Origin of the sequence: Pradoshia eiseniae, assembly GCF_002946355.1 — a bacterium.
GTDB lineage: Bacteria > Bacillota > Bacilli > Bacillales > Pradoshiaceae > Pradoshia > Pradoshia eiseniae.
This window is the reverse complement of the sequence record NZ_PKOZ01000001.1, coordinates 626,542-644,951: the sequence shown is the minus strand read 5'-3', so window position 1 is coordinate 644,951 and position 18,410 is coordinate 626,542. Positions and strand designations below refer to the sequence as shown.

At 42.1% G+C, this 18,410-nt stretch carries 19 protein-coding genes; all 19 read right to left on the bottom strand.

Annotation, left to right across the window (positions count from 1 at the left end; all coding sequences use genetic code 11):
- Positions 1-11: 11 nt before the first annotated feature.
- The 19 genes from der to CYL18_RS03090 all read right to left on the bottom strand — a co-directional run bounded on the left by der (position 12) and on the right by CYL18_RS03090 (position 18,107).
- Positions 12-1,322: a ribosome biogenesis GTPase Der gene (der, locus tag CYL18_RS03180; RefSeq protein ID WP_104847994.1), complete on the bottom strand. Its 1,311-nt coding sequence runs from the start codon at positions 1,320-1,322 to the stop codon at positions 12-14.
- A 292-nt stretch (positions 1,323-1,614) separates the two neighbouring features.
- Positions 1,615-2,235 carry a YphA family membrane protein gene (locus CYL18_RS19755; RefSeq protein WP_456238403.1) on the bottom strand — a complete coding sequence of 207 codons (621 nt, stop codon included), beginning with the start codon at positions 2,233-2,235 and terminating at the stop codon, positions 1,615-1,617.
- 147 nt (positions 2,236-2,382) lie between these two features.
- A complete protein-coding gene (gene rpsA, locus CYL18_RS03170) occupies positions 2,383-3,522 on the bottom strand; it encodes a 30S ribosomal protein S1 (protein ID WP_104847992.1) in 1,140 nt (379 codons plus the stop codon).
- 147 nt (positions 3,523-3,669) lie between these two features.
- Positions 3,670-4,251 (bottom strand): lysophospholipid acyltransferase family protein, encoded by a 582-nt coding sequence (locus CYL18_RS03165; RefSeq protein WP_104847991.1) that lies wholly within the window; start codon positions 4,249-4,251, stop codon positions 3,670-3,672.
- Positions 4,248-4,928 (bottom strand): (d)CMP kinase, encoded by a 681-nt coding sequence (gene cmk / locus CYL18_RS03160; RefSeq protein ID WP_104847990.1) that lies wholly within the window; start codon positions 4,926-4,928, stop codon positions 4,248-4,250. Before cmk ends, CYL18_RS03165 begins: the two co-directional genes overlap by 4 nt.
- Positions 4,929-5,049: 121 nt before the next feature.
- On the bottom strand, positions 5,050-5,235 hold the full coding sequence (locus CYL18_RS03155) for a DUF5359 family protein (protein WP_104847989.1): 186 nt from the start codon (positions 5,233-5,235) through the stop codon (positions 5,050-5,052).
- Positions 5,236-5,498: 263 nt separating this feature from the next.
- A complete protein-coding gene (ypeB, locus tag CYL18_RS03150; protein WP_456238401.1) occupies positions 5,499-6,860 on the bottom strand; it encodes a germination protein YpeB in 1,362 nt (453 codons plus the stop codon).
- Between the two features lie 3 nt (positions 6,861-6,863).
- The gene (sleB, locus tag CYL18_RS03145) at positions 6,864-7,712 is read right to left on the bottom strand and encodes a spore cortex-lytic enzyme (protein WP_236636206.1); all 849 of its coding nucleotides are present in this window, start codon (positions 7,710-7,712) and stop codon (positions 6,864-6,866) included.
- A gap of 121 nt (positions 7,713-7,833) precedes the next feature.
- Entirely contained in the window at positions 7,834-8,508 is a 675-nt protein-coding gene (gene prsW, locus CYL18_RS03140) for a glutamic-type intramembrane protease PrsW (RefSeq protein WP_104847986.1), read from the bottom strand.
- A gap of 90 nt (positions 8,509-8,598) precedes the next feature.
- Complete coding sequence (locus tag CYL18_RS03135) at positions 8,599-9,567, bottom strand: asparaginase (RefSeq protein ID WP_104847985.1); 969 nt, start codon at positions 9,565-9,567, stop codon at positions 8,599-8,601.
- Positions 9,568-9,588: 21 nt separating this feature from the next.
- Positions 9,589-10,566 (bottom strand): YpdA family putative bacillithiol disulfide reductase, encoded by a 978-nt coding sequence (locus tag CYL18_RS03130; protein WP_104847984.1) that lies wholly within the window; start codon positions 10,564-10,566, stop codon positions 9,589-9,591.
- Between the two features lie 158 nt (positions 10,567-10,724).
- Positions 10,725-11,990, bottom strand: a complete 1,266-nt coding sequence (locus CYL18_RS03125; protein WP_104847983.1) for a Glu/Leu/Phe/Val family dehydrogenase — start codon at positions 11,988-11,990, stop codon at positions 10,725-10,727.
- 382 nt (positions 11,991-12,372) lie between these two features.
- Entirely contained in the window at positions 12,373-12,954 is a 582-nt protein-coding gene (locus tag CYL18_RS03120) for an adaptor protein MecA (RefSeq protein ID WP_104847982.1), read from the bottom strand.
- A gap of 82 nt (positions 12,955-13,036) precedes the next feature.
- The gene (locus CYL18_RS03115; RefSeq protein ID WP_104847981.1) at positions 13,037-13,813 is read right to left on the bottom strand and encodes a metallophosphoesterase; all 777 of its coding nucleotides are present in this window, start codon (positions 13,811-13,813) and stop codon (positions 13,037-13,039) included.
- A gap of 81 nt (positions 13,814-13,894) precedes the next feature.
- A complete protein-coding gene (locus CYL18_RS03110; RefSeq protein WP_104847980.1) occupies positions 13,895-14,524 on the bottom strand; it encodes a CBS domain-containing protein in 630 nt (209 codons plus the stop codon).
- Positions 14,525-14,614: 90 nt separating this feature from the next.
- Positions 14,615-15,073 carry a YpbF family protein gene (locus CYL18_RS03105; protein ID WP_104847979.1) on the bottom strand — a complete coding sequence of 153 codons (459 nt, stop codon included), beginning with the start codon at positions 15,071-15,073 and terminating at the stop codon, positions 14,615-14,617.
- Positions 15,074-15,114: 41 nt separating this feature from the next.
- Positions 15,115-15,714 (bottom strand): CPBP family intramembrane glutamic endopeptidase, encoded by a 600-nt coding sequence (locus CYL18_RS03100; protein ID WP_236636204.1) that lies wholly within the window; start codon positions 15,712-15,714, stop codon positions 15,115-15,117.
- Positions 15,689-17,176, bottom strand: a complete 1,488-nt coding sequence (locus CYL18_RS03095) for a RecQ family ATP-dependent DNA helicase (RefSeq protein ID WP_104848349.1) — start codon at positions 17,174-17,176, stop codon at positions 15,689-15,691. Before CYL18_RS03095 ends, CYL18_RS03100 begins: the two co-directional genes overlap by 26 nt.
- Positions 17,169-18,107: a helix-turn-helix domain-containing protein gene (locus tag CYL18_RS03090; RefSeq protein ID WP_161497068.1), complete on the bottom strand. Its 939-nt coding sequence runs from the start codon at positions 18,105-18,107 to the stop codon at positions 17,169-17,171. Before CYL18_RS03090 ends, CYL18_RS03095 begins: the two co-directional genes overlap by 8 nt.
- Positions 18,108-18,410: the final 303 nt, after the last annotated feature.

The following is an 18,410-nucleotide window of genomic DNA, read 5'->3' as shown; positions in this document are numbered from 1 at the left end:
CTCAAAAACAATTATTTTCTCAAACGAGAGAATATCTTTATAGGTGTACCTTCAAATCCAAATGCTTCTCTGATTTTATTCTCCAAGAATCGCTCATAGGAGAAGTGCATCAATTCAGGATCATTCACGAATACAATGAAGGTTGGCGGTTTGACCGCAGCCTGAGTCACATAGAAAATCTTCAGCCTTTTGCCATTATGGGTCGGTGTCGGGTTCATCGCTACGGCATCCATAATCACATCATTCAATACATTTGTCGGCACACGTCTAGCATGGTTTTCACTCGCCATATTAATCATCGGTAAGAGCGTATGAATCCGGCGTTTCGTTTTTGCTGACAAGAAGACGATTGGAGCATAATCAAGGAATTGGAATTCAGCCCTGATTTTCTCTTCAAAACGCTTCATCGTTTTATCATCTTTCTCAACCGCATCCCATTTATTGACGACGATGACAACTGCTCGTCCCGCCTGATGGGCATAGCCCGCAATTTTCTTATCTTGTTCGATAATGCCCTCTTCACCGTCAAGGACAACAAGAACAACATCGGAACGTTCAATCGCTCTCAATGCACGAAGCACACTGTATTTTTCCGTGCTCTCATACACCTTTCCTTTTTTCCTCATACCTGCTGTATCGATGATGACATAATCATCTCCATTATACTTGTATGGAGAGTCAACTGCATCTCGCGTTGTACCCGCGATATTACTCACAATGACCCTTTCTTCACCAAGAATGGCATTAACTAATGAGGATTTCCCTACATTAGGGCGCCCAATCAAACTGAATTTGATGACATCCTCATCATAATCTGATTCCTCGCGGGTCGGGAATTTTTTGGCAACTTCATCGAGCAAGTCCCCAATCCCTATCCCATGGGAGCCTGAGATTGGAATTGGCTCTCCAAACCCAAGCGCATAGAAATCATAAATCTGGTCGCGCATCTCAAAGTTGTCAACCTTATTCACGGCTACAACAACTGGTTTTTTGGAACGATAGAGAATCTTTGCCACCTCTTCATCCGCAGATGTCAGGCCTTCTCTGCCGCTCGTCATTAAAATAATTACGTCGGCTTCGTCAATCGCAATTTCCGCTTGCTGGCGAATCTGCTCTAAAAACGGTTCATCACCGATATCAATTCCGCCTGTATCAATAATATTGAAATCATGATTCAGCCATTCACCGGAACTATAAATACGGTCCCTTGTTACTCCGGCTATATCTTCCACGATGGAAATCCGCTCACCGACGATTCGGTTGAAGATCGTTGATTTCCCTACGTTCGGCCTGCCGACTATGGCTACTGTTGGTTTTGGCATGGTCGTTCATCCTTTCGACTATCTAGCTACACTTCTATTTATTTCATAAGCTGCATCTCATCTTAATCCAAGAGGAGAGTCTTACGCTCTTCTTGCATTCTAACGGTTATAAGAGAGCCAATAAATAAAGCAATATTAGCGAGTATCTTGTTTTATGAAAAAAGAACCCTTCTTAACCATTAAAGAAGGGTCTAACTATAATATGATAGCAAACGTTTCAAAAAGGCACAACTCCTGTCATATGACAATCGGTATATTTCTGCAAATTTAGATTCTTCATTCACCAATCATCCTACCTAATATCTCGATTCCTCGCCGCTACTGTCATGGATGACTTACGCAAGGACCACTTAGCCAGCCATCGTTCTCCCAGATGCAAAACCCCGTTCATAAACACGAGCAGACTCAATAAATCCATCGACTCAAGCGAAAAGAGGTAATTGATTGGCATACCATTAATATTCAATAATACAGCAAATATCATTTGCCCAAATAAAGAGCCGATAATTAACGTGCTCAGTCTCATATTCGGCCCCTTTAGAAACAAGGCAGACACGGCAATAACGAGGAGCGAGCATAGTATTTTCCAATCAATGAAAAGCCACACAGGATAAAGCATCGTCAGAATTCTAAAGCAGGCAAATGCGAGCATAACTCCAAATACCGATACTGACACCCGGAATAAATCCCTGTTTCGAATGATCCTCCACTGGAAAAATGACCAAAATAAAACCGGCACCCATATTAAACTTACTTGTATATTGCCGATATTCATATAAACACCCGCACAAACAAGAAGAGCGAGTATGATAGTTAAATGCACTCTCCGCTGTCGGGGAGACTTGTTATCCATAAATACGATGTACCAAACGGTCAACCAGCTTATTAGAAAAAATATAGTACCTTCTTGCATAATTACCTCCATTAGCATTATGCCAACCTCTTTGCTGTTTTAATCAAGAATTGACATAATTTACACATAAAGACGTGTTTTTCCTGGATGGAGGGCCATAAAATAAGGCAGCCCTTTATGGAAAAGGACCGCCTGCTAATATCGATGTTATTTCTTAAGGTTTTTTAATTGTTCTCCAATCATTTCGCCTAATTGGAAGCCTTTTGTTTCCTCCGGCATTTCATAGCTATCATCTTCTGCAGGTGCTTCTTCCTCAAGCTCTTTGATACTTAAGGATAAACGATGTTCATCTTCATTCACATCCAGCACCTTCACTTTGATGATGTCTCCCTCAGCAAGCACTTCATGCGGAGTGCCTATATGCTTGTGAGAGATTTGAGAGATGTGGACAAGTCCTTCAACACCTGGGAATACCTCTACAAATGCTCCATAAGACACTAAGCGTTTAACCGTTCCATCCAGCACACTGCCTTTATGCGCTTTAGATGTAATATCAGACCACGGTCCAGGCAATGTTTCCTTAATGGATAAGGAAACACGCTCACTGTCACGGTCGATGGAAAGAATCTTCACTTTCACGGTATCGCCCTCTGAAACGACATCTGAAGGTTTGTCAACATGTTCATGCGATAGCTGGGACACGTGTACAAGCCCGTCAATTCCGCCGATATCAACAAAAGCGCCGAAATCAGTAATACGTTGCACCTTGCCTTCTAGAACTTCTCCAGCTTGAAGAGTTTCAAGGATATCCATCTTTTTCTTTTCTTTCTCATCACGTACTACATCACGGTGAGAAAGGATCAATCTGTTTTTTTCTTTATCCAATTCCACGATTTTGAAGGATAGCGTCTTCCCTTTGTAGTCAGAGAAGTCCTCTACGAAGTAGTCTTCAACTAGGGATGCAGGAACGAATCCGCGAACACCTAAGTCAACCACAAGGCCACCTTTAACGACATCCTTCACCTCTGTTTCGATGATCTTGCCGTCTTCGAAATCGCGCGCCAGCTCTTCCCATGCATTTTCTGCATCTACTTTACGCTTAGATAGGATTAATGCTTCATCCTCGATTTTTATAATTTCAAACTCAAGCTTGTCGCCTTCGGAAACGACATCTGATGCTTTTTCTACATGCAGACTGGATAGCTCACTGATTGGAACAATTCCGTCATGCTTGCTGTTCTCAACTTCGACAACTACCTGTTTCTCTTCCACTTTTGTAACAGTACCAGTAACGTGTTGACCAACACTGAATTCTGCTACTTCTACATTATTCATATCCTCTGTCATATGTACTCCTCCTAACAATCACAGCTTCATTTCAATTACAGTTTTCCAATTTATATTTAATACCACTTTTTTTAAGGAACTAAACTATTCTAAATTATTCCTTTTTTCTAACTTCTTATAATTACAGGGTTTTGTCAAGCAGTAACCCTATCTATTTTTAACAATTAATTCCTTTATTTCAGCCATTATGACTTTTGTCACTTCTTCTGCTGAGGCTTTTCTACTACGAAGCTCTTCCATCTCAATCGGCTTCCCATAGACGACCTTTGTAGTCCTGAATGGCTTGTAGTTTCCAATCACGGCACAAGGAACAACCTTGGCTTCTGTCCGTAAAGCAAAGAACCCCGCTCCTGCCAGACCTTCTCCTAGTTCACCGGTTTTGCTTCGCGTTCCTTCTGGAAATAAACCGAGTACATTTCCGTCCTTCAAGACACCCAGTCCCTTTCTTAACGCATTCCTGTCACTCATCCCCCGCTTGATGGGTATGGCATTCACATGCGGGAGAATCATTTTTAATACGGGCATATTAAATAGCTCTTCCTTAGCGATAAAATGAACCGGTCTAGGCGCTGATATTCCAACAACAGGAGGGTCCAGCTCACTTATATGATTGCTGCATAATAATACTCCCCCTGTTTCTGGGAAATTTTCTTTCCCATAAACCTTGACCCGATAGAGCGGGGTGAGTACGGTTTTTACAACGCCCCTGGCAAAACCATAAAACGTCATCCATGTACTCCTTTCTCTTGTGCAATGCGCACAATGGCATCTACGACCTCTTCAATTGCAAGACTTGTCGTATCCAGTTCAAGCGCATCATCCGCTTTTTTTAGAGGGGACACCTCACGTTCAGAATCAAACTTGTCCCTTGCTGCAATCTCCTGTTTCAATTCTTCAAGATTGGATTCAAACCCTTTTAACAGGTTCTCATCATGTCGGCGTTTCGCACGCTCATCCACACTGGCAAGCATGAAGATCTTCACTTCAGCATTAGGCATAACATGAGTGCCAATATCACGTCCATCCATTACCACTCCGCCTTGCTCAGAAAGAAGCTGCTGGCGCCTTACCATTTCTTCGCGGACCAATTTATGCTGTGCTACTGCTGATACATTTTTTGTCACTTCTGGTGTTCTGACCGCATTTGAAACCACTTCACCGTCGACTAATACATCTTGGCCTGCTTCATTGTTCTTTAAAGCAATATCCGTATCCATCAGCAAGCTGAATAATGCCTGTTCATCATTTGGATCGACGTTTTGCTGGAGCGCTTTATAGGTTAACGCTCTATACATAGCACCTGTATCAATATATATGTAGGATAATTTTTTTGCGATAATTTTTGCTACGGTACTTTTCCCTGCAGCCGCAGGTCCATCGATAGCAATTGAGAGTTTCTTTTCCATTTGTTCCTCCTTGTTGTCATACAAATCTACTACAAGCTTATTTTAACACAGCTTTTTAAATTATAAAGAACCAACTCCATACAAAAAGAAGACAAAGCGTAAACACTTTGCCCTCCGCTCCCTATGGCCGGCCTCCCGAGAGTGTCTCCACAATCGATGAATAATTTTCCTTCAATACTCCTTCATATTGAACCAGCGTTTTCCATTTATGAAACGTATCATCTCTGTGGAAGAATAGTTGAAAAAACAATAAAAATACCACTTGAATGAAAATCATTTTCTTGATAATACGTTCTACCGCTTCCATATATCCGCACCCCTTTAGGATAAGTGTAACCATGAGATTGGAGTTTAATCAGCGAATACCTTTATTCTTTTCACAAGCCGTCATGCAAACGAGCGAGCTAGTATAGCCATATCTATATATTCAACAAAAAAGTCACCTAAACACTGATCTGAACAGAAAGAAATCAATTCCCTTTAGACTATACCTGAACGAAATCTGATGCAGTCCACTTGAGTGAACATAAATATAGCCGGGATATTTTTATCCCGGCTCATTTCATTTACTTAGGACACCTTATTATATACCTTGGCTGCCTCGTGCATTTTCTCCACTTTCTCTTCCTTGCCGTTTTCTGCGTTGATGTAAATGCGATATGTGTCATTTCCAATCGTGCCCATAAACTCATAGCATAGCACATCTTCATAAAGGTCATTAGTGAGCATGGAGAGCTTTTGGTCCATGATTTTCACTTTAGGATTGATTGATTTTCTTGCTTCTTCTTCACTAATTTTAGGCTTGCCAATCGTCCGGTCCTTATGATTTTGCAAATAATCCTCTGCAACCAGACCAACTATGGTGCCATCATCCAGGCCAACCTTAATTTTGATTGCTTCTTCATAGACTGGTACAGTATTTAATTCTGTCACAAAGGTATAAACGCCTACATTTTGATATTGGGTGCTCTCATATAGGCCAATGTTTTTATAGCCCATTTTCTTCAAATAGCTTTCAGCCTTCTTGAACCCGTCATTTAAGCTGATCTTAGCTTTTCCAACTGCGCGATCATTGATGATGTAGATTGGGTATCCGCCCTTTTTCGTTAAATCAACATCGACATTCTCTCCATCACGAACATTCATGCTCACATGATAGAAATCATAGTTAGAACCATCTTTATTTTCCGTTACCTTAACCGATTTTGCATTCGTAACATTGGCATACTCCTTCGCATGCTTAATGGCCTCTTTACGCGAGATAACTTTATCATTTATATGATCATAGGTAATTTTTTTTGGAGACGATGTAAAGGCTGTCCCATAGTCATCTTTCTGGCCATAGGATTTCGCATTTTTCTCAATCGTCTTTAAGCCATCAATAACAAGATTATCCTGCGGTTCATCACCTTCTGCTTGTGCAAGAACCATCTCAACGTCAGTCCATTTCAGATTATTGGACATTATCTCGCTTTGAACCTTTCGAAGCTCTCCTTGAATTTCGGATGAATTCTTATACAAGCCTTCGAGTGTCTTATATTCCTGATCTGTTAGAGGAGATTTATCAAGATCGCGAACTGATGTTTGATAAGCAAAATCACCAATTTTCGTTAGAAATGCTTCCGTCTCATGAAATGGCATCAATGTAAGCGGCAGCTGTCCTACGCTTCCATGAGCCGAATTAGTAATCCGCCATACATCTACCAGTGCGGGTGATAAAGACTCGCGGGAATTCATGGCTAATGTCGTCCCAATCTTATCGTTCAAAACATCCATATCATAAGCAAGATCATTGAATGCACGCTGATACGTATTCTCTGCATTAATTAATAGAGCGTCTTTTTCCTGCTTTTGGGTGTACCCCCAATATGCAGTCCCTGCCAGACCAATTGCCAATACTCCGATCAGTATATTTCTAATCAATTTACTCACCCCTTAACGGCAGAAAATATGCTTGCCGATTTGTTTTATTTGCGGTCTTGACCATATCCAAGCACTTGTAGCAGTTTCTGGATTAAAGTAATATTCTGCTTCACCGGTAGGGTCCCATCCGTTCATTGCATCCATGACCGCTTGCTTAGCCCGTTCATTTGGCGTCAGCCAAATCTGCCCATCTGCCACGGCTGTAAAAGCACCCGGCTGGAAAATGACTCCGGATACCGTGTTCGGGAAAGATGCACTTTGAACGCGATTCAATATGACAGCCGCTACGGCAACTTGCCCTTCATACGGCTCCCCGCGCGCTTCTCCATATACCGCATTGGCCATCAGATTTATATCACTTTCTGAGAATCCTGAAGGGATATTGGCCGCAGTAGCGCTTGTAGATGTTGTTGGTTTGGAAGTTGCATTATTTTTATTTGTTGACGCTGTGCCTCCTGAGGTTGACTTTTTCACCTGATTCTCGATTGGCACTCCTTGATAATACGTGAAGGTATTGCCTGCGTTAATTTGCTGATGAACCCAAGATTTATTAAAATTTGATGCATTGGATAATTTCCTCTTTGTTGTCTCTCCTGCAAGCCCATCTACTGGCAGACCATAGTTTTCCTGGAAATTACGGAGCGCCCAATAGGTCCCCCAGCCGAATACGCCGTCTATTTGACCATGATAATAGCCTATATTCTGCAGTCGTGCCTGCAGCTCTATGACATCATCACCAGTTGCCCCTTTTTGAATGACCTGGTTTGAGAACGCAGATACATCCTTGTTATAGCTAGGCAGCGATGATAGAACGAAGCCAATCAATAGGCAGGAAAATGCTTTTCTTGCTAACCCTTTCATACATAAGCCCTCCTGAAATAGTAATGACAGTAAGGGTAGTTTTTGCATTCTCTTATAAAATATTCAACTGGACGGATTAACAAAAAAACTCTTCATCCCTAATGAATGAAGAGCAAAATTTTTATAGACTTTCATAAGACTGCTTAAAAGCTTTTTCAGTTAAGATTCGGGCTTTCTTTACTTTCCAAAGTCCAAGTCCCCAAAGGAAGAACATGAATGGAATTAAATATACGTACCAGTTGACCTCCATCATGAGAATATAATTAAATAGTCCATGCAAGAGGAAAGGAATTATGAGGGCGACCGCCATGTATTTAAGGCGCTTTTCTTTCGAAAATTTAGCCTTTCCAAAATAAAAGCCCATGATTACCCCAAAAAGTCCATGGCTGGAAACCGGGAATATCGCTCTTCCCCACGCATATTCAACCCCATTAGTGAATAAATAGAGAATATTCTCAAAGGTTGCAAATCCGAGTGAAATCGCAACACCGTATACAATTCCGTCATACGGTTCATCAAATTCAACATGACCGTATATGAGCAAGAGGAAAATTCCCCATTTCAGCAATTCCTCGATAAGCCCCTTTGCCAGAAAAGCGTCTGCCCAATTAGCGATAAGGATGCCTTCTGCATCAAAGACATATTGAAGGAACATGACAGGCATAACAATCAGCGCCCCATATATAAAAGCCTTTAGCACAACCGAGATCGGTTCCGTATTATATTGGTCTTTCAAATAGAAATAGATAAGCAGGGCTAAACCAGGAGCAACCCCTGCGGTTACGATATTTAACATGGCATACTCCTTCCTCTCCCATACTTACCATCTATCCTACCATGTACTTGATTAAAATACATCCGTTTGAAATTCTTTTTGAGACAAAAGTCATAGCTTAAATGCTTGTTCAATATCTCTTTTACCGTTCGCCAATAAGACCGCCAGCTTAATTCTTGCCTTCTTGCTGTCATAATCCTCTCCAAGAATGACGCCTCTGCTCCGCAAATCATGAGCACTGCCGACATAACCGTATGCCGGATAGACCTTGCCCTCCTCGGCACTTGTGGTCATCACAACCGTTACCCCTTTATCAAGAGCGTTTTGAATTGAATCCAGCATATAAGGAGTTACCTGCCCTCTGCCAACCCCTTCTAGGACAATACCTTGCACACCATTCTGAACGGCTGCATCAATGAATAGACCATCAGAGCCCGTATAGCATTTCACAATTTCCACCCTTGGAATCTTATTCCCATCTATCTCATATGATTCATGATAAATGGGCTTTTGGTACACACTGACCAGATCATTATCGATGATGCCTAAATATCCATAACCAAAGGATTCAAAGCCTTGGAGGTTAGAGGCGTGCACTTTCTTTACATATCGGGCGGAATAAATTCGCTCATTAAATACGACAAGGACGCCTACATCGTGCAGCAATTCATTTGCGGCAACGAAAATAGAGTTGCGCAAATTTGAATAAACATCTGTTCCAACCTCTTGCGGGGAGCGCTGTGAACCGGTAACCACAATAGGTCGGGAATCATTTGTTGTTAAATCAAGAAAATAGGCCGTTTCTTCAAGCGAGTCTGTCCCATGAGTAACAACAACTCCAGTCACACTCTTGTCCTCTAGCTCTTTTTCGATTGCCTCTTTAACGGCTGTCATCATATCAAAATTGATATGCATGGAAGGCTTCTGGAACAGGTCGATTACTTTAATATCAAATCCGTCAGGCAATTGGCATAAGGAAGCCAGTTCATCCCCGCTTAATGCCCCCGAATCCAGAAGTCCCTTTGACATTTCCTTACTAGCAATCGTGCCGCCAGTAGTGATTAATGATATTTTTTTCATACTTGCACCTCTATCTCCGTCTTACTTTTCATTCTTTTCTTTTTCTGCAATTGAATGCGCAATTTTACCCCCGTGGAATCGGCCGTTCTCAATAAAAATTTCATTGGCATTTCTCCCTGCCGCAATCACGCCGGCAATATATAACTGCTCCACATTCGTTTCCATTGTTTCATCATTAATGATAGGCTTACCGCTCTGTTCATCATACTTGATTCCGCATTTGCTCAGGAAATCAAAATCAGGATGGTAGCCGATCATGGCAAATACATAATCATTTTTGATTTCATTACGAATCCCATCTTTTTCATAAATGACGGATTCAGGTTTGATTTCTCGGACATGCGCATTAAATTCCATCTTAACCTTGCCATGACGTACCAGGGACTCAAATTCCGGGAGAATCCATGGTTTAATACTTGGGGAGTACGAAGCTCCGCGATAGATTACGGTCACTCTCGCACCTGCCATCGCCAGCTCCATGGCTGCATCTACACTTGAATTCTTGCCGCCGATAACCACCACATCCTGATTATGATAAGGATGCCCTTCCTTAAAGTAATGGAAGACCTTATCGAGATCCTCTCCAGGAACATCCAGTCTATTCGGCTGGTCATAATAACCTGTGGCAAGGACAACATAAGGCGTCTCATACTGCCCTTTGGTCGTGGTGACAACAAAGAGCCCGTCATCCCTTTTTACAGCAGATAATACTCGTTCATATGTATTGACCCTAAGCTCCTTCCGATTCGCCACTTCACGGTAATACGTTAAGGCTTGGAGACGGACGGGCTTGCGGTTTTGTGTAATGAAGGCCACATCTCCTATTTCTAACTTGTCGCTTGTTGAAAAGAACGTCTGATGGGTAGGGTAGTGATAAATAGCATTCACGATGTTCCCTTTCTCGATGATCAATGGGTTCTTTCCAATTTCTTTAAGGCTGATTGCCGCTTGCATCCCGCAAGGACCTCCACCGATTATAATTGCATCCTCAAATGCCATCTGTTTCTCCTCCTATATGCAGGCTGTCTATATATGCATACCAAAGCTGGTTGCAGTAATTGCCATATTAGAATAACACCTATATTATATTAACCCATAATAAGCATACAAAAAAGCTTTCCATCATAAGACAGAAAACTTTTCTTGTTAGCATTCTATTAAATCCAGCCTCTGAAACGGGAAGCCTCAGCCATCTTACGTACCCCAATCATATAGGCAGCCAATCTCATGTCCACCTTGCGCGTATTGGCAGTATCGTAAATGCTGTTAAAGGAGCGGACCATGACTTTCTCCAACTTCTCTTCCACTTCTTCCTCAGTCCAATAATAGCCTTGGTTATTCTGAACCCACTCGAAATAGGAAACCGTGACTCCTCCTGCTGACGCCAAGACATCTGGAACAAGCAAAATGCCGCGCTCAGTGAGGATTTTCGTTCCTTCAAGAGTGGTCGGTCCATTTGCTGCTTCCACCACAATCTTTGCTTTAATATTATGTGCATTCTCATCAGTGATTTGGTTTTCAATCGCTGCTGGAACGAGCACATCACATTCAAGTTCCAATAGTTCTTTATTCGTTATCGTATTTTGGAACAGATTCGTCACCGTCCCAAAGCTGTCACGCCTGTCTAAAAGGTAATCAATATCCAGGCCTTCAGGGTCATATAAAGCTCCTTGCGCATCAGAAATTCCAATGACCTTTGCTCCGCTGTCATGCATAAATTTAGCCAGGAAACTTCCTGCATTCCCAAACCCTTGAACGACAACCCTAGCCCCTTTTATATCGATTCCGCGCTTTTTTGCGGCTTCTCGTATACATATAGTTACACCCTTAGCAGTAGCGGTTTCACGTCCGTGAGATCCTCCCAGCACGAGCGGTTTTCCTGTAATAAATCCAGGTGAATTAAATTCATCCATCCGGCTATACTCATCCATCATCCACGCCATAATCTGCGAATTCGTGAAAACATCCGGCGCCGGGATATCTTTAGTTGGTCCTACAACCTGACTGATTGCACGGACATACCCGCGGCTCAGTCTCTCCAGTTCACGGAATGACATATTTCTAGGATCACAGATAATACCGCCTTTTGCCCCTCCATATGGCAAGTCCACAATCCCGCACTTTAAACTCATCCAAATAGATAAAGCCTTAATCTCTTTTTCCGTTACATTCGGATGGAATCTGATTCCGCCCTTTGTAGGTCCAATCGCATCATTATGCTGAGCACGATAGCCAGTAAATACCTTGACTGTACCATCATCCATTTTGACCGGTATCTTCACGGTAAGCATCCTTAACGGCTCTTTCAATAATTCATATACTTCTTCCTGATATCCGAGTTTATCCAATGCCTTATGGATGACCGTTTGCGTAGATTTCAATACATCCAGTCTATCTTCATTGGTTTGGTGGTCGGCTGACATTCTTAGTACCTCCTAGAGATAAATAGTAATCTATTTATTTATCCAGATAAATCTATATATATCTATATCTATCCGGAAATAACACACGCTTCGCTTGCAGTATTCACCATATTAACAATGAATTAAAAACTATATTAAAATAAAAAAAGAACTGTTTTTCAAAAAACCAAACATTTAGACTTGTCTATATTTACACTCAATAACAGTATACTCAAATGTTTATAAGAAGTGCAAGAAGACTGTCTCTCTCATTCTAACATCCACTTCCAATATAAACCATATTATATCTGCTCATTTCTCTATATTTCACAAAGCTAATGCACATACAAAATCCTCTCCGTCATTTAAGGTCAAAAAAGAACCACTAAACTAACTAGTGGCTTTAATCATTAAAATATTCAATCATGACAGGAATTATGTTATCATGGTATACCCTCAATCCTTTTTCGAGCAAGAAATCCTCTGTCAATGAGGATAGCTCCCCATACTCTAGCATAATGGCTGCCACGGAGGCAGCTTCTTCCTCCATTACTCCCTCGATCTTCATATAATATGCTGAGCTCAGATGATATAAATACCCGGCTGCACTCCATTTCCCATATAGAATTTTACAGGCATCCACCACATCTTCAAAATCAGTAAATTCAAAAATGAAATGATCTTGTTCAACAAACTGAATGGACAATGTATTATCCATCTCTTCATTCTGACTGGCATATCGGTCTTCATCCGTTTTAATCATCATATAAATCCCATAGCCTGGATAGGAGTAAATATCCATTAGGATATTGCTATCTATGGTGTATTCCATTTCTTCTAACGCCTCTATCACAATTCGATAAAAAAAGAGATGGCTATCAGGAACCTGAATCTTCATCTTAATCGGATTCATCTCTTTTTCTTCTAGTTCCTCTTGAGAGATAAAGACTTTAACCTTCTTGGAGTTAATTCTCTTCAGCTTCATACACAAGTCCTCCTGTGAATACTTCCTCCCTGTATGATATGAGAGGAGATTAAACAGGTGCCTTGTTTACCCGTTATTCTATTTATTTACGAATCAGATGGATAATATGCACTTCAGGCTTAGCCCCTAAACGGAGTGGCACTCCGCTTGTTCCATAGCCATTGCTCGTAAATATAACCGAGTCCCCTGAATAATGAATTCCTCCGAGACAGTACGGCCCATATCCGAACAGCCGGATTTGACCGCCATGCGTATGACCGCTCAGCACCAATCTAATTTCATCCTCTGCGCGGATTTCCTCTTCAATTGAAGGGGTGTGGCTCGCCAATATCCTAAAGGCCCCCTCACTAGACACATTCATAACTCTCTTGAGGCCTTCGAGCCGATCCTCCGGTTCATAATAATCAATCCCGAGCAAATTAATGATTCCGCCATCATTTGTCTCAAATAACACACCCTCATCTGCCAGCACCTTGACCCCCAGCTCCACAAAAAGGGCATCAAGCTCGCGCACATCGGCTTCATAATCATTATTTCCCCATATAAAATAGACTGGGCCCAATTTCTTCAGCTTTTGCAAATTCTCCCTCACACGCTCAAGCGGGACTCCCTTTTCTGTTATATCTCCGCCTATCAGGACAAAATCAACTTTACCCTCGGCGGAAGCCACTAGGGAGTCACTAATATTTCTGCGATGAACATCTGAGATAAAAAACAAACTAACCCTGTCGCTACTTGGGAAGTCTTCAAAGTCCAAAGTCATCTCATGCAGGAAATCCTGCTTTGCCAGCTTATACATATGTGCCAACAACACCCCAATAACAAGCACCAGTATTCCAGCAATCAAAAACATCCACATTCTGCTTCCTCCGGAGGTATATTCTCACATTGAAAAAAAGAGCCCCTCTGCCTATAGCATATGGGAAGCTCTTATCTGACATTACAATTCTTGAATATCAAGGATACCGAAGCCAGATTCCTCCAGCTTTTTAATAAATTTGTCTACATTAGGTGATTTAGCCACTTTAATGACAATTCTTCTGACTAATTTATCGGTCTCATCAAAGGTAATCAATGCGATGATCTGCTGTTGATACTGACGTGTCAACTCTGTCAGCCTGGCAATCCGCCCTTTTGTTTCCACCGTTTTCAACGCAATCCGGACTCCCGGTACATGAACACCGAAGGCATGCTGGAATTCCGCCATAACATCATATCTTGTCACAATGCCGAGGAAATCGCCATCCTCTTCCACCACAGCCATGAGCGGCATTTCTTTGAGGTCGACAAGGACATTTTCAAATATTTCTTGGCCTGTCAGTGTCTTATTTTGCTCAGCAATATCCGAAGCCTTTAAATCCTTTAAAAAGATACTTCTAGGCAGTTCAGATAAAAATGCCTGCTTATAGATTCGATAACGGGTGATGGTTCCCGCATATTTCTCTCCATTTAAAACCGGTACAGCTTCAATTTGTTTTTCATCAAGCTTTTGCAATACCACTTCTAGTGAATCATCAATCGAAACAGTGTGACAATGATATTTTGATATCATTATACTCTTCACAAACATCTGGCAGCACCTCCCATAATTTAACCAATACACGTATATACATCTTTTTCGACACGCATGACTTTCTTTCCTGCCAAAAGGACGAAGCAATTATTTATTTTCGTGAAAAAGATTTATATCATAAAGATCCTTCATTTTCTGGAAGACCAGATGCCGATTTTTCCATGCGCTCTCGCTCTTCCACAAATCCTTGCTCCGATCAACAATCTCGCATCTTAATGCATGATATTCCTTTTCAGCTTTGTCCATTTTCTTCTTGAAATAAAGCATGGATCCATAAACGGCCGCCAAGACGACCGTACCCAGCAAATTAACGGGATTCTCAAAGAATTGTTCATATACTTTATAAAAGGAATACGAATACGGCGAGATCACCGTTCGATATATATAATAAAGAAACACCGCCGCTAAACCTAGCATGAAATATATGCTAAAAAAATGCCGACTCTTATAATGGTCATACTTCTTCTTCCGTTTCACCACATTATTCAGGATTACCTTCGTCGCTTCATCTGTCACACGATCTGCATCTGTCTGAATGGCTTCCATCCACTCACCCCCATTTAAAACTTATGAGGGATATTCGACTTTTATGAAGACCTGTCCTTCCCCTTTTTATTCAAGAAGAGGCCCAGGAGCAAATCAATAATGAAGTGCATCAGGATAGTCGCCCAAAGACTGCCTGTTATTTCAAAAATATAGCCTATAAACAAGCTCAATAAACAAATATTCAAAAATAAGTACCAATGGGATAAATATCGAATATGTATGACGGCAAAGATTCCGCTCGCAACCCATATTCCCCAATTCGCTTGAATGACTCCCCGAAATAAGACTTCTTCTCCAATAGCAATCAGCGCAGTCAAAAAGAAAATCCTTGGAATCGATAAAGATTGAAATATCCTTTCATTGATTCCTCCATCATCATAATAAGCGGGCGGGAAATACTTCATCCCCGCCAAATCGAGCCCAACCACAACCAAACCAGCCATAAATCCAAGCAATAAAGACATCGTATTTATCTGTAGTTGAGAGGAGAACTGTTCAATTCCATCAAAGGTCAAAAAGCCTATGACAGCAGCAGTTATCAACAAAAGACCCTGTGTCAACAACAATTGCTTATACAATTCTTCATCTGTCATGCTCTTTATTAATTCTGCTTGTTTATTCCTCATGCTTTTTTCGTTCATCCTCCTCTCCGAAAAGACGGGCGAGCTCTGCCTTCCACCCAAGATACTGTCTCTCTTGTACCATTTCTAGAGGAAGGTTCAAAACGAGCGCTTCAAACGTCAGCCCGCAATTATCGCAGCAATACTCCCAGCCTCCGCTTGGTTCCTGGTCGAAATAGGCTGCAATCGATTCTCTTCGGCAGCTGGCACTGCGAATCCATTCCCTGAATTGCCAGAGCTTCCGCAGCTTGTCCGATAAGCGCGTATCAAAATATGCGCTAAGTCTTTCTTTCCTTTCACTAAGGCTTTCTCCCTCTATACTATCGAGCATCCGCTCTACCTCTCTCAATCGCTCGATTTTATCATCCACAATAATCCCTGAATTTGCATCTAGGAGTGTATCACGATTGGCTAGAAACCAGTCAATTTCGGCACGCTCCGGATAATCCTTCTCAATCATCTTTGCAGATACTCGTTCATCTCCATCCGAATATAGCAGCAAAGCCATGGATAGGAGTCCGTCTCTTCCTGCCCTGCCTATTTCCTGCACATAGGATTCCATGCTTGCTGGCATGTTGTAATGAATCACATAGCGTAAATTCTCGAGGTTGATTCCCATACCAAAAGCGTTTGTCGCAACAATCAAATCGAGCTGGCCCCCTGCAAACTGCTGTTGTATAAGGATGCGATCGTTCGTGTCCATACCGCCGTGATAAAAAGCCGCTTTTTGATACCCTGCATATATTAGATCGCTGCACAAACTTTCGGCAAGCTTACGGCTTGAGACATAGATTATGCCCGCTCCCTTCAAGGCACTTAAATAAGCATACAATTTCTCCCGTTTACCTTCGCTGCCATCGACCTCTTCAACGATTATGCCGATATTCTCTCTATTTACCTCATAAACCATCACATTGGCAGCAGGTATGGCTAAATTGCGCAAGATATCCTCCTGAACCTCCTTTGTCGCCGTAGCCGTCAAGGCAAGGGTAACCGGATTGCCCAAAGCCTCCCGAATCATCCCTAACCGCAAGTAGCTCGGACGGAAATCATAACCCCATTGCGAGATGCAATGGGCTTCATCGACGACAAAGAGCGCAATCTTCTGCCGGCTGATCTTTTGTAAGATGAACTGGGATTGGAGCATCTCAGGAGACACATAGATAAATTTCAGCAAATGAAGGGATCGGATAACCATCTCCCTCTCTTCCTTATCAACAAATGAATTCAAAGCGGCAACCCTCTTTTCTCCCTTTGCCTTCATTTGCTCCACCTGATCCTGCATCAAGGAAAGGAGCGGGGAAACGATGACAACCAAGCCATCGAGCAAATAGCCGGGAAGCTGGAAACATAATGTTTTCCCTGTGCCGGTAGGAAGCATCGCCAAGGTATCCTTACCAGCGAGGACGGATTCGACAACCTCCTTTTGCCCTCTCCTGAATGATGGAAATCCAAACAATCTTACTAACTGCTCCTCAAGCATTCCCACGCTTATCCCCTCCCCTCTGTTTCGTCATCACAAGCCGGATTTTAAAATAAGGGAAGCCCTCTGGAAGCCGCTCCTTAATGGAACGCAATTGCCCCGTATTAACAGAGGCAGCCGCATTCATGATCTGCCTTTGCTCCTCTATTGTCACATATTCCTCTATATCAAAACCTTCAATAAAGGAGGCAATCTCGACAATATGGTCTTCAACGGTATTGACCTTCAATCTCCGTACCTTCGCAATTTGCTCAATCGTCAATCCTTGCTGCACCAATCTCCACGTCGCTTTTGTCGAATTAGTCAAAACCGTTTCATCATGTCCCTCATTTTGCATGGCCAAGCTATTAAGAAACCGGAATGGTTCTTTTTGCGCAGATGCCATAATATAATGCAACGTATCTAAGAAAACAATTTGCGCATAATAACGATCAATCCCAAGCTTCTGGGCCGCCTGTCCTAATGTCATTCCTGCCCGCTCATGGCCGGTCAGGAGCATCACGAGCAACTCAGGCCCAATTCCTTGCAGCCTATCCAGACTTTTGAGAAGCTCTGCATACAGCTCGTGAGAAATCAGCTGATAATCACGGCCATCTTGCTTCAGCCATCCTTTCACAAAACGCTGATGATCCATATGACGCTGCACAGGTATAAACGACCGTGTTTGATGCACCATACAGGAGAGTACCTGGACAAGCAATTGCAGCCTGGCCCAAAACAGTGGTGCGGATTCTTTAAATTGAAAACCATTCAAATGCGGCATAGCCTGGTACTCTGACTGCCAGTCTTCTAGCATAGCAAGTCCTGAAGCCGAACATAAATAAGTTAGCTCGCCTGTCGGCTCTATCAGCCCAAGCTTCTTCAAGTCCTGTAAATGCCATTCCCACTCTTCCCTGGTAAGCTTAGGAAAAACGGCAAAATAAGCATCCAAACCATATAATCTTGCATCCTGAATAGGCTGTGATGAACGTTTTCCATTAAGTATATGTAAAGGTGAATACGCCGTCCTCTGACCCTTTAAAACTTTTATTAGATACAGCATTAAACCGTCAATATATGATATAATAATTCCACCCCATTTCTACACAATTAGACATCTTTATTTTACCAAATACCTGTCTTAAATGATGCATCTTTCCATTAGGAATGTGACAAAAGCCATACAAATCACGAAATTTTAGCTATTGAAAAGTAATACCATGAGTTTTACAATAAGATGAGGGGTTTGATATCC

Bases quoted from the DNA above. Each gene is read 5' to 3' on its own strand.
- der (WP_104847994.1), bottom strand. From the start codon at position 1,322: ATGCCAAAACCAACAGTAGCCATAGTCGGCAGGCCGAACGTAGGGAAA.
- CYL18_RS19755 (WP_456238403.1), bottom strand. From the start codon at position 2,235: ATGCAAGAAGGTACTATATTTTTTCTAATAAGCTGGTTGACCGTTTGG.
- rpsA (WP_104847992.1), bottom strand. From the start codon at position 3,522: ATGACAGAGGATATGAATAATGTAGAAGTAGCAGAATTCAGTGTTGGT.
- CYL18_RS03165 (WP_104847991.1), bottom strand. From the start codon at position 4,251: ATGACGTTTTATGGTTTTGCCAGGGGCGTTGTAAAAACCGTACTCACC.
- cmk (WP_104847990.1), bottom strand. From the start codon at position 4,928: ATGGAAAAGAAACTCTCAATTGCTATCGATGGACCTGCGGCTGCAGGG.
- CYL18_RS03155 (WP_104847989.1), bottom strand. From the start codon at position 5,235: ATGGAAGCGGTAGAACGTATTATCAAGAAAATGATTTTCATTCAAGTG.
- sleB (WP_236636206.1), bottom strand. From the start codon at position 7,712: ATGAAAGGGTTAGCAAGAAAAGCATTTTCCTGCCTATTGATTGGCTTC.
- prsW (WP_104847986.1), bottom strand. From the start codon at position 8,508: ATGTTAAATATCGTAACCGCAGGGGTTGCTCCTGGTTTAGCCCTGCTT.
- CYL18_RS03135 (WP_104847985.1), bottom strand. From the start codon at position 9,567: ATGAAAAAAATATCATTAATCACTACTGGCGGCACGATTGCTAGTAAG.
- CYL18_RS03130 (WP_104847984.1), bottom strand. From the start codon at position 10,566: ATGGCATTTGAGGATGCAATTATAATCGGTGGAGGTCCTTGCGGGATG.
- CYL18_RS03125 (WP_104847983.1), bottom strand. From the start codon at position 11,990: ATGTCAGCCGACCACCAAACCAATGAAGATAGACTGGATGTATTGAAA.
- CYL18_RS03120 (WP_104847982.1), bottom strand. From the start codon at position 12,954: ATGAAGCTGAAGAGAATTAACTCCAAGAAGGTTAAAGTCTTTATCTCT.
- CYL18_RS03115 (WP_104847981.1), bottom strand. From the start codon at position 13,813: ATGTGGATGTTTTTGATTGCTGGAATACTGGTGCTTGTTATTGGGGTG.
- CYL18_RS03110 (WP_104847980.1), bottom strand. From the start codon at position 14,524: ATGTTTGTGAAGAGTATAATGATATCAAAATATCATTGTCACACTGTT.
- CYL18_RS03105 (WP_104847979.1), bottom strand. From the start codon at position 15,073: ATGGAAGCCATTCAGACAGATGCAGATCGTGTGACAGATGAAGCGACG.
- CYL18_RS03100 (WP_236636204.1), bottom strand. From the start codon at position 15,714: ATGAACGAAAAAAGCATGAGGAATAAACAAGCAGAATTAATAAAGAGC.
- CYL18_RS03095 (WP_104848349.1), bottom strand. From the start codon at position 17,176: ATGCTTGAGGAGCAGTTAGTAAGATTGTTTGGATTTCCATCATTCAGG.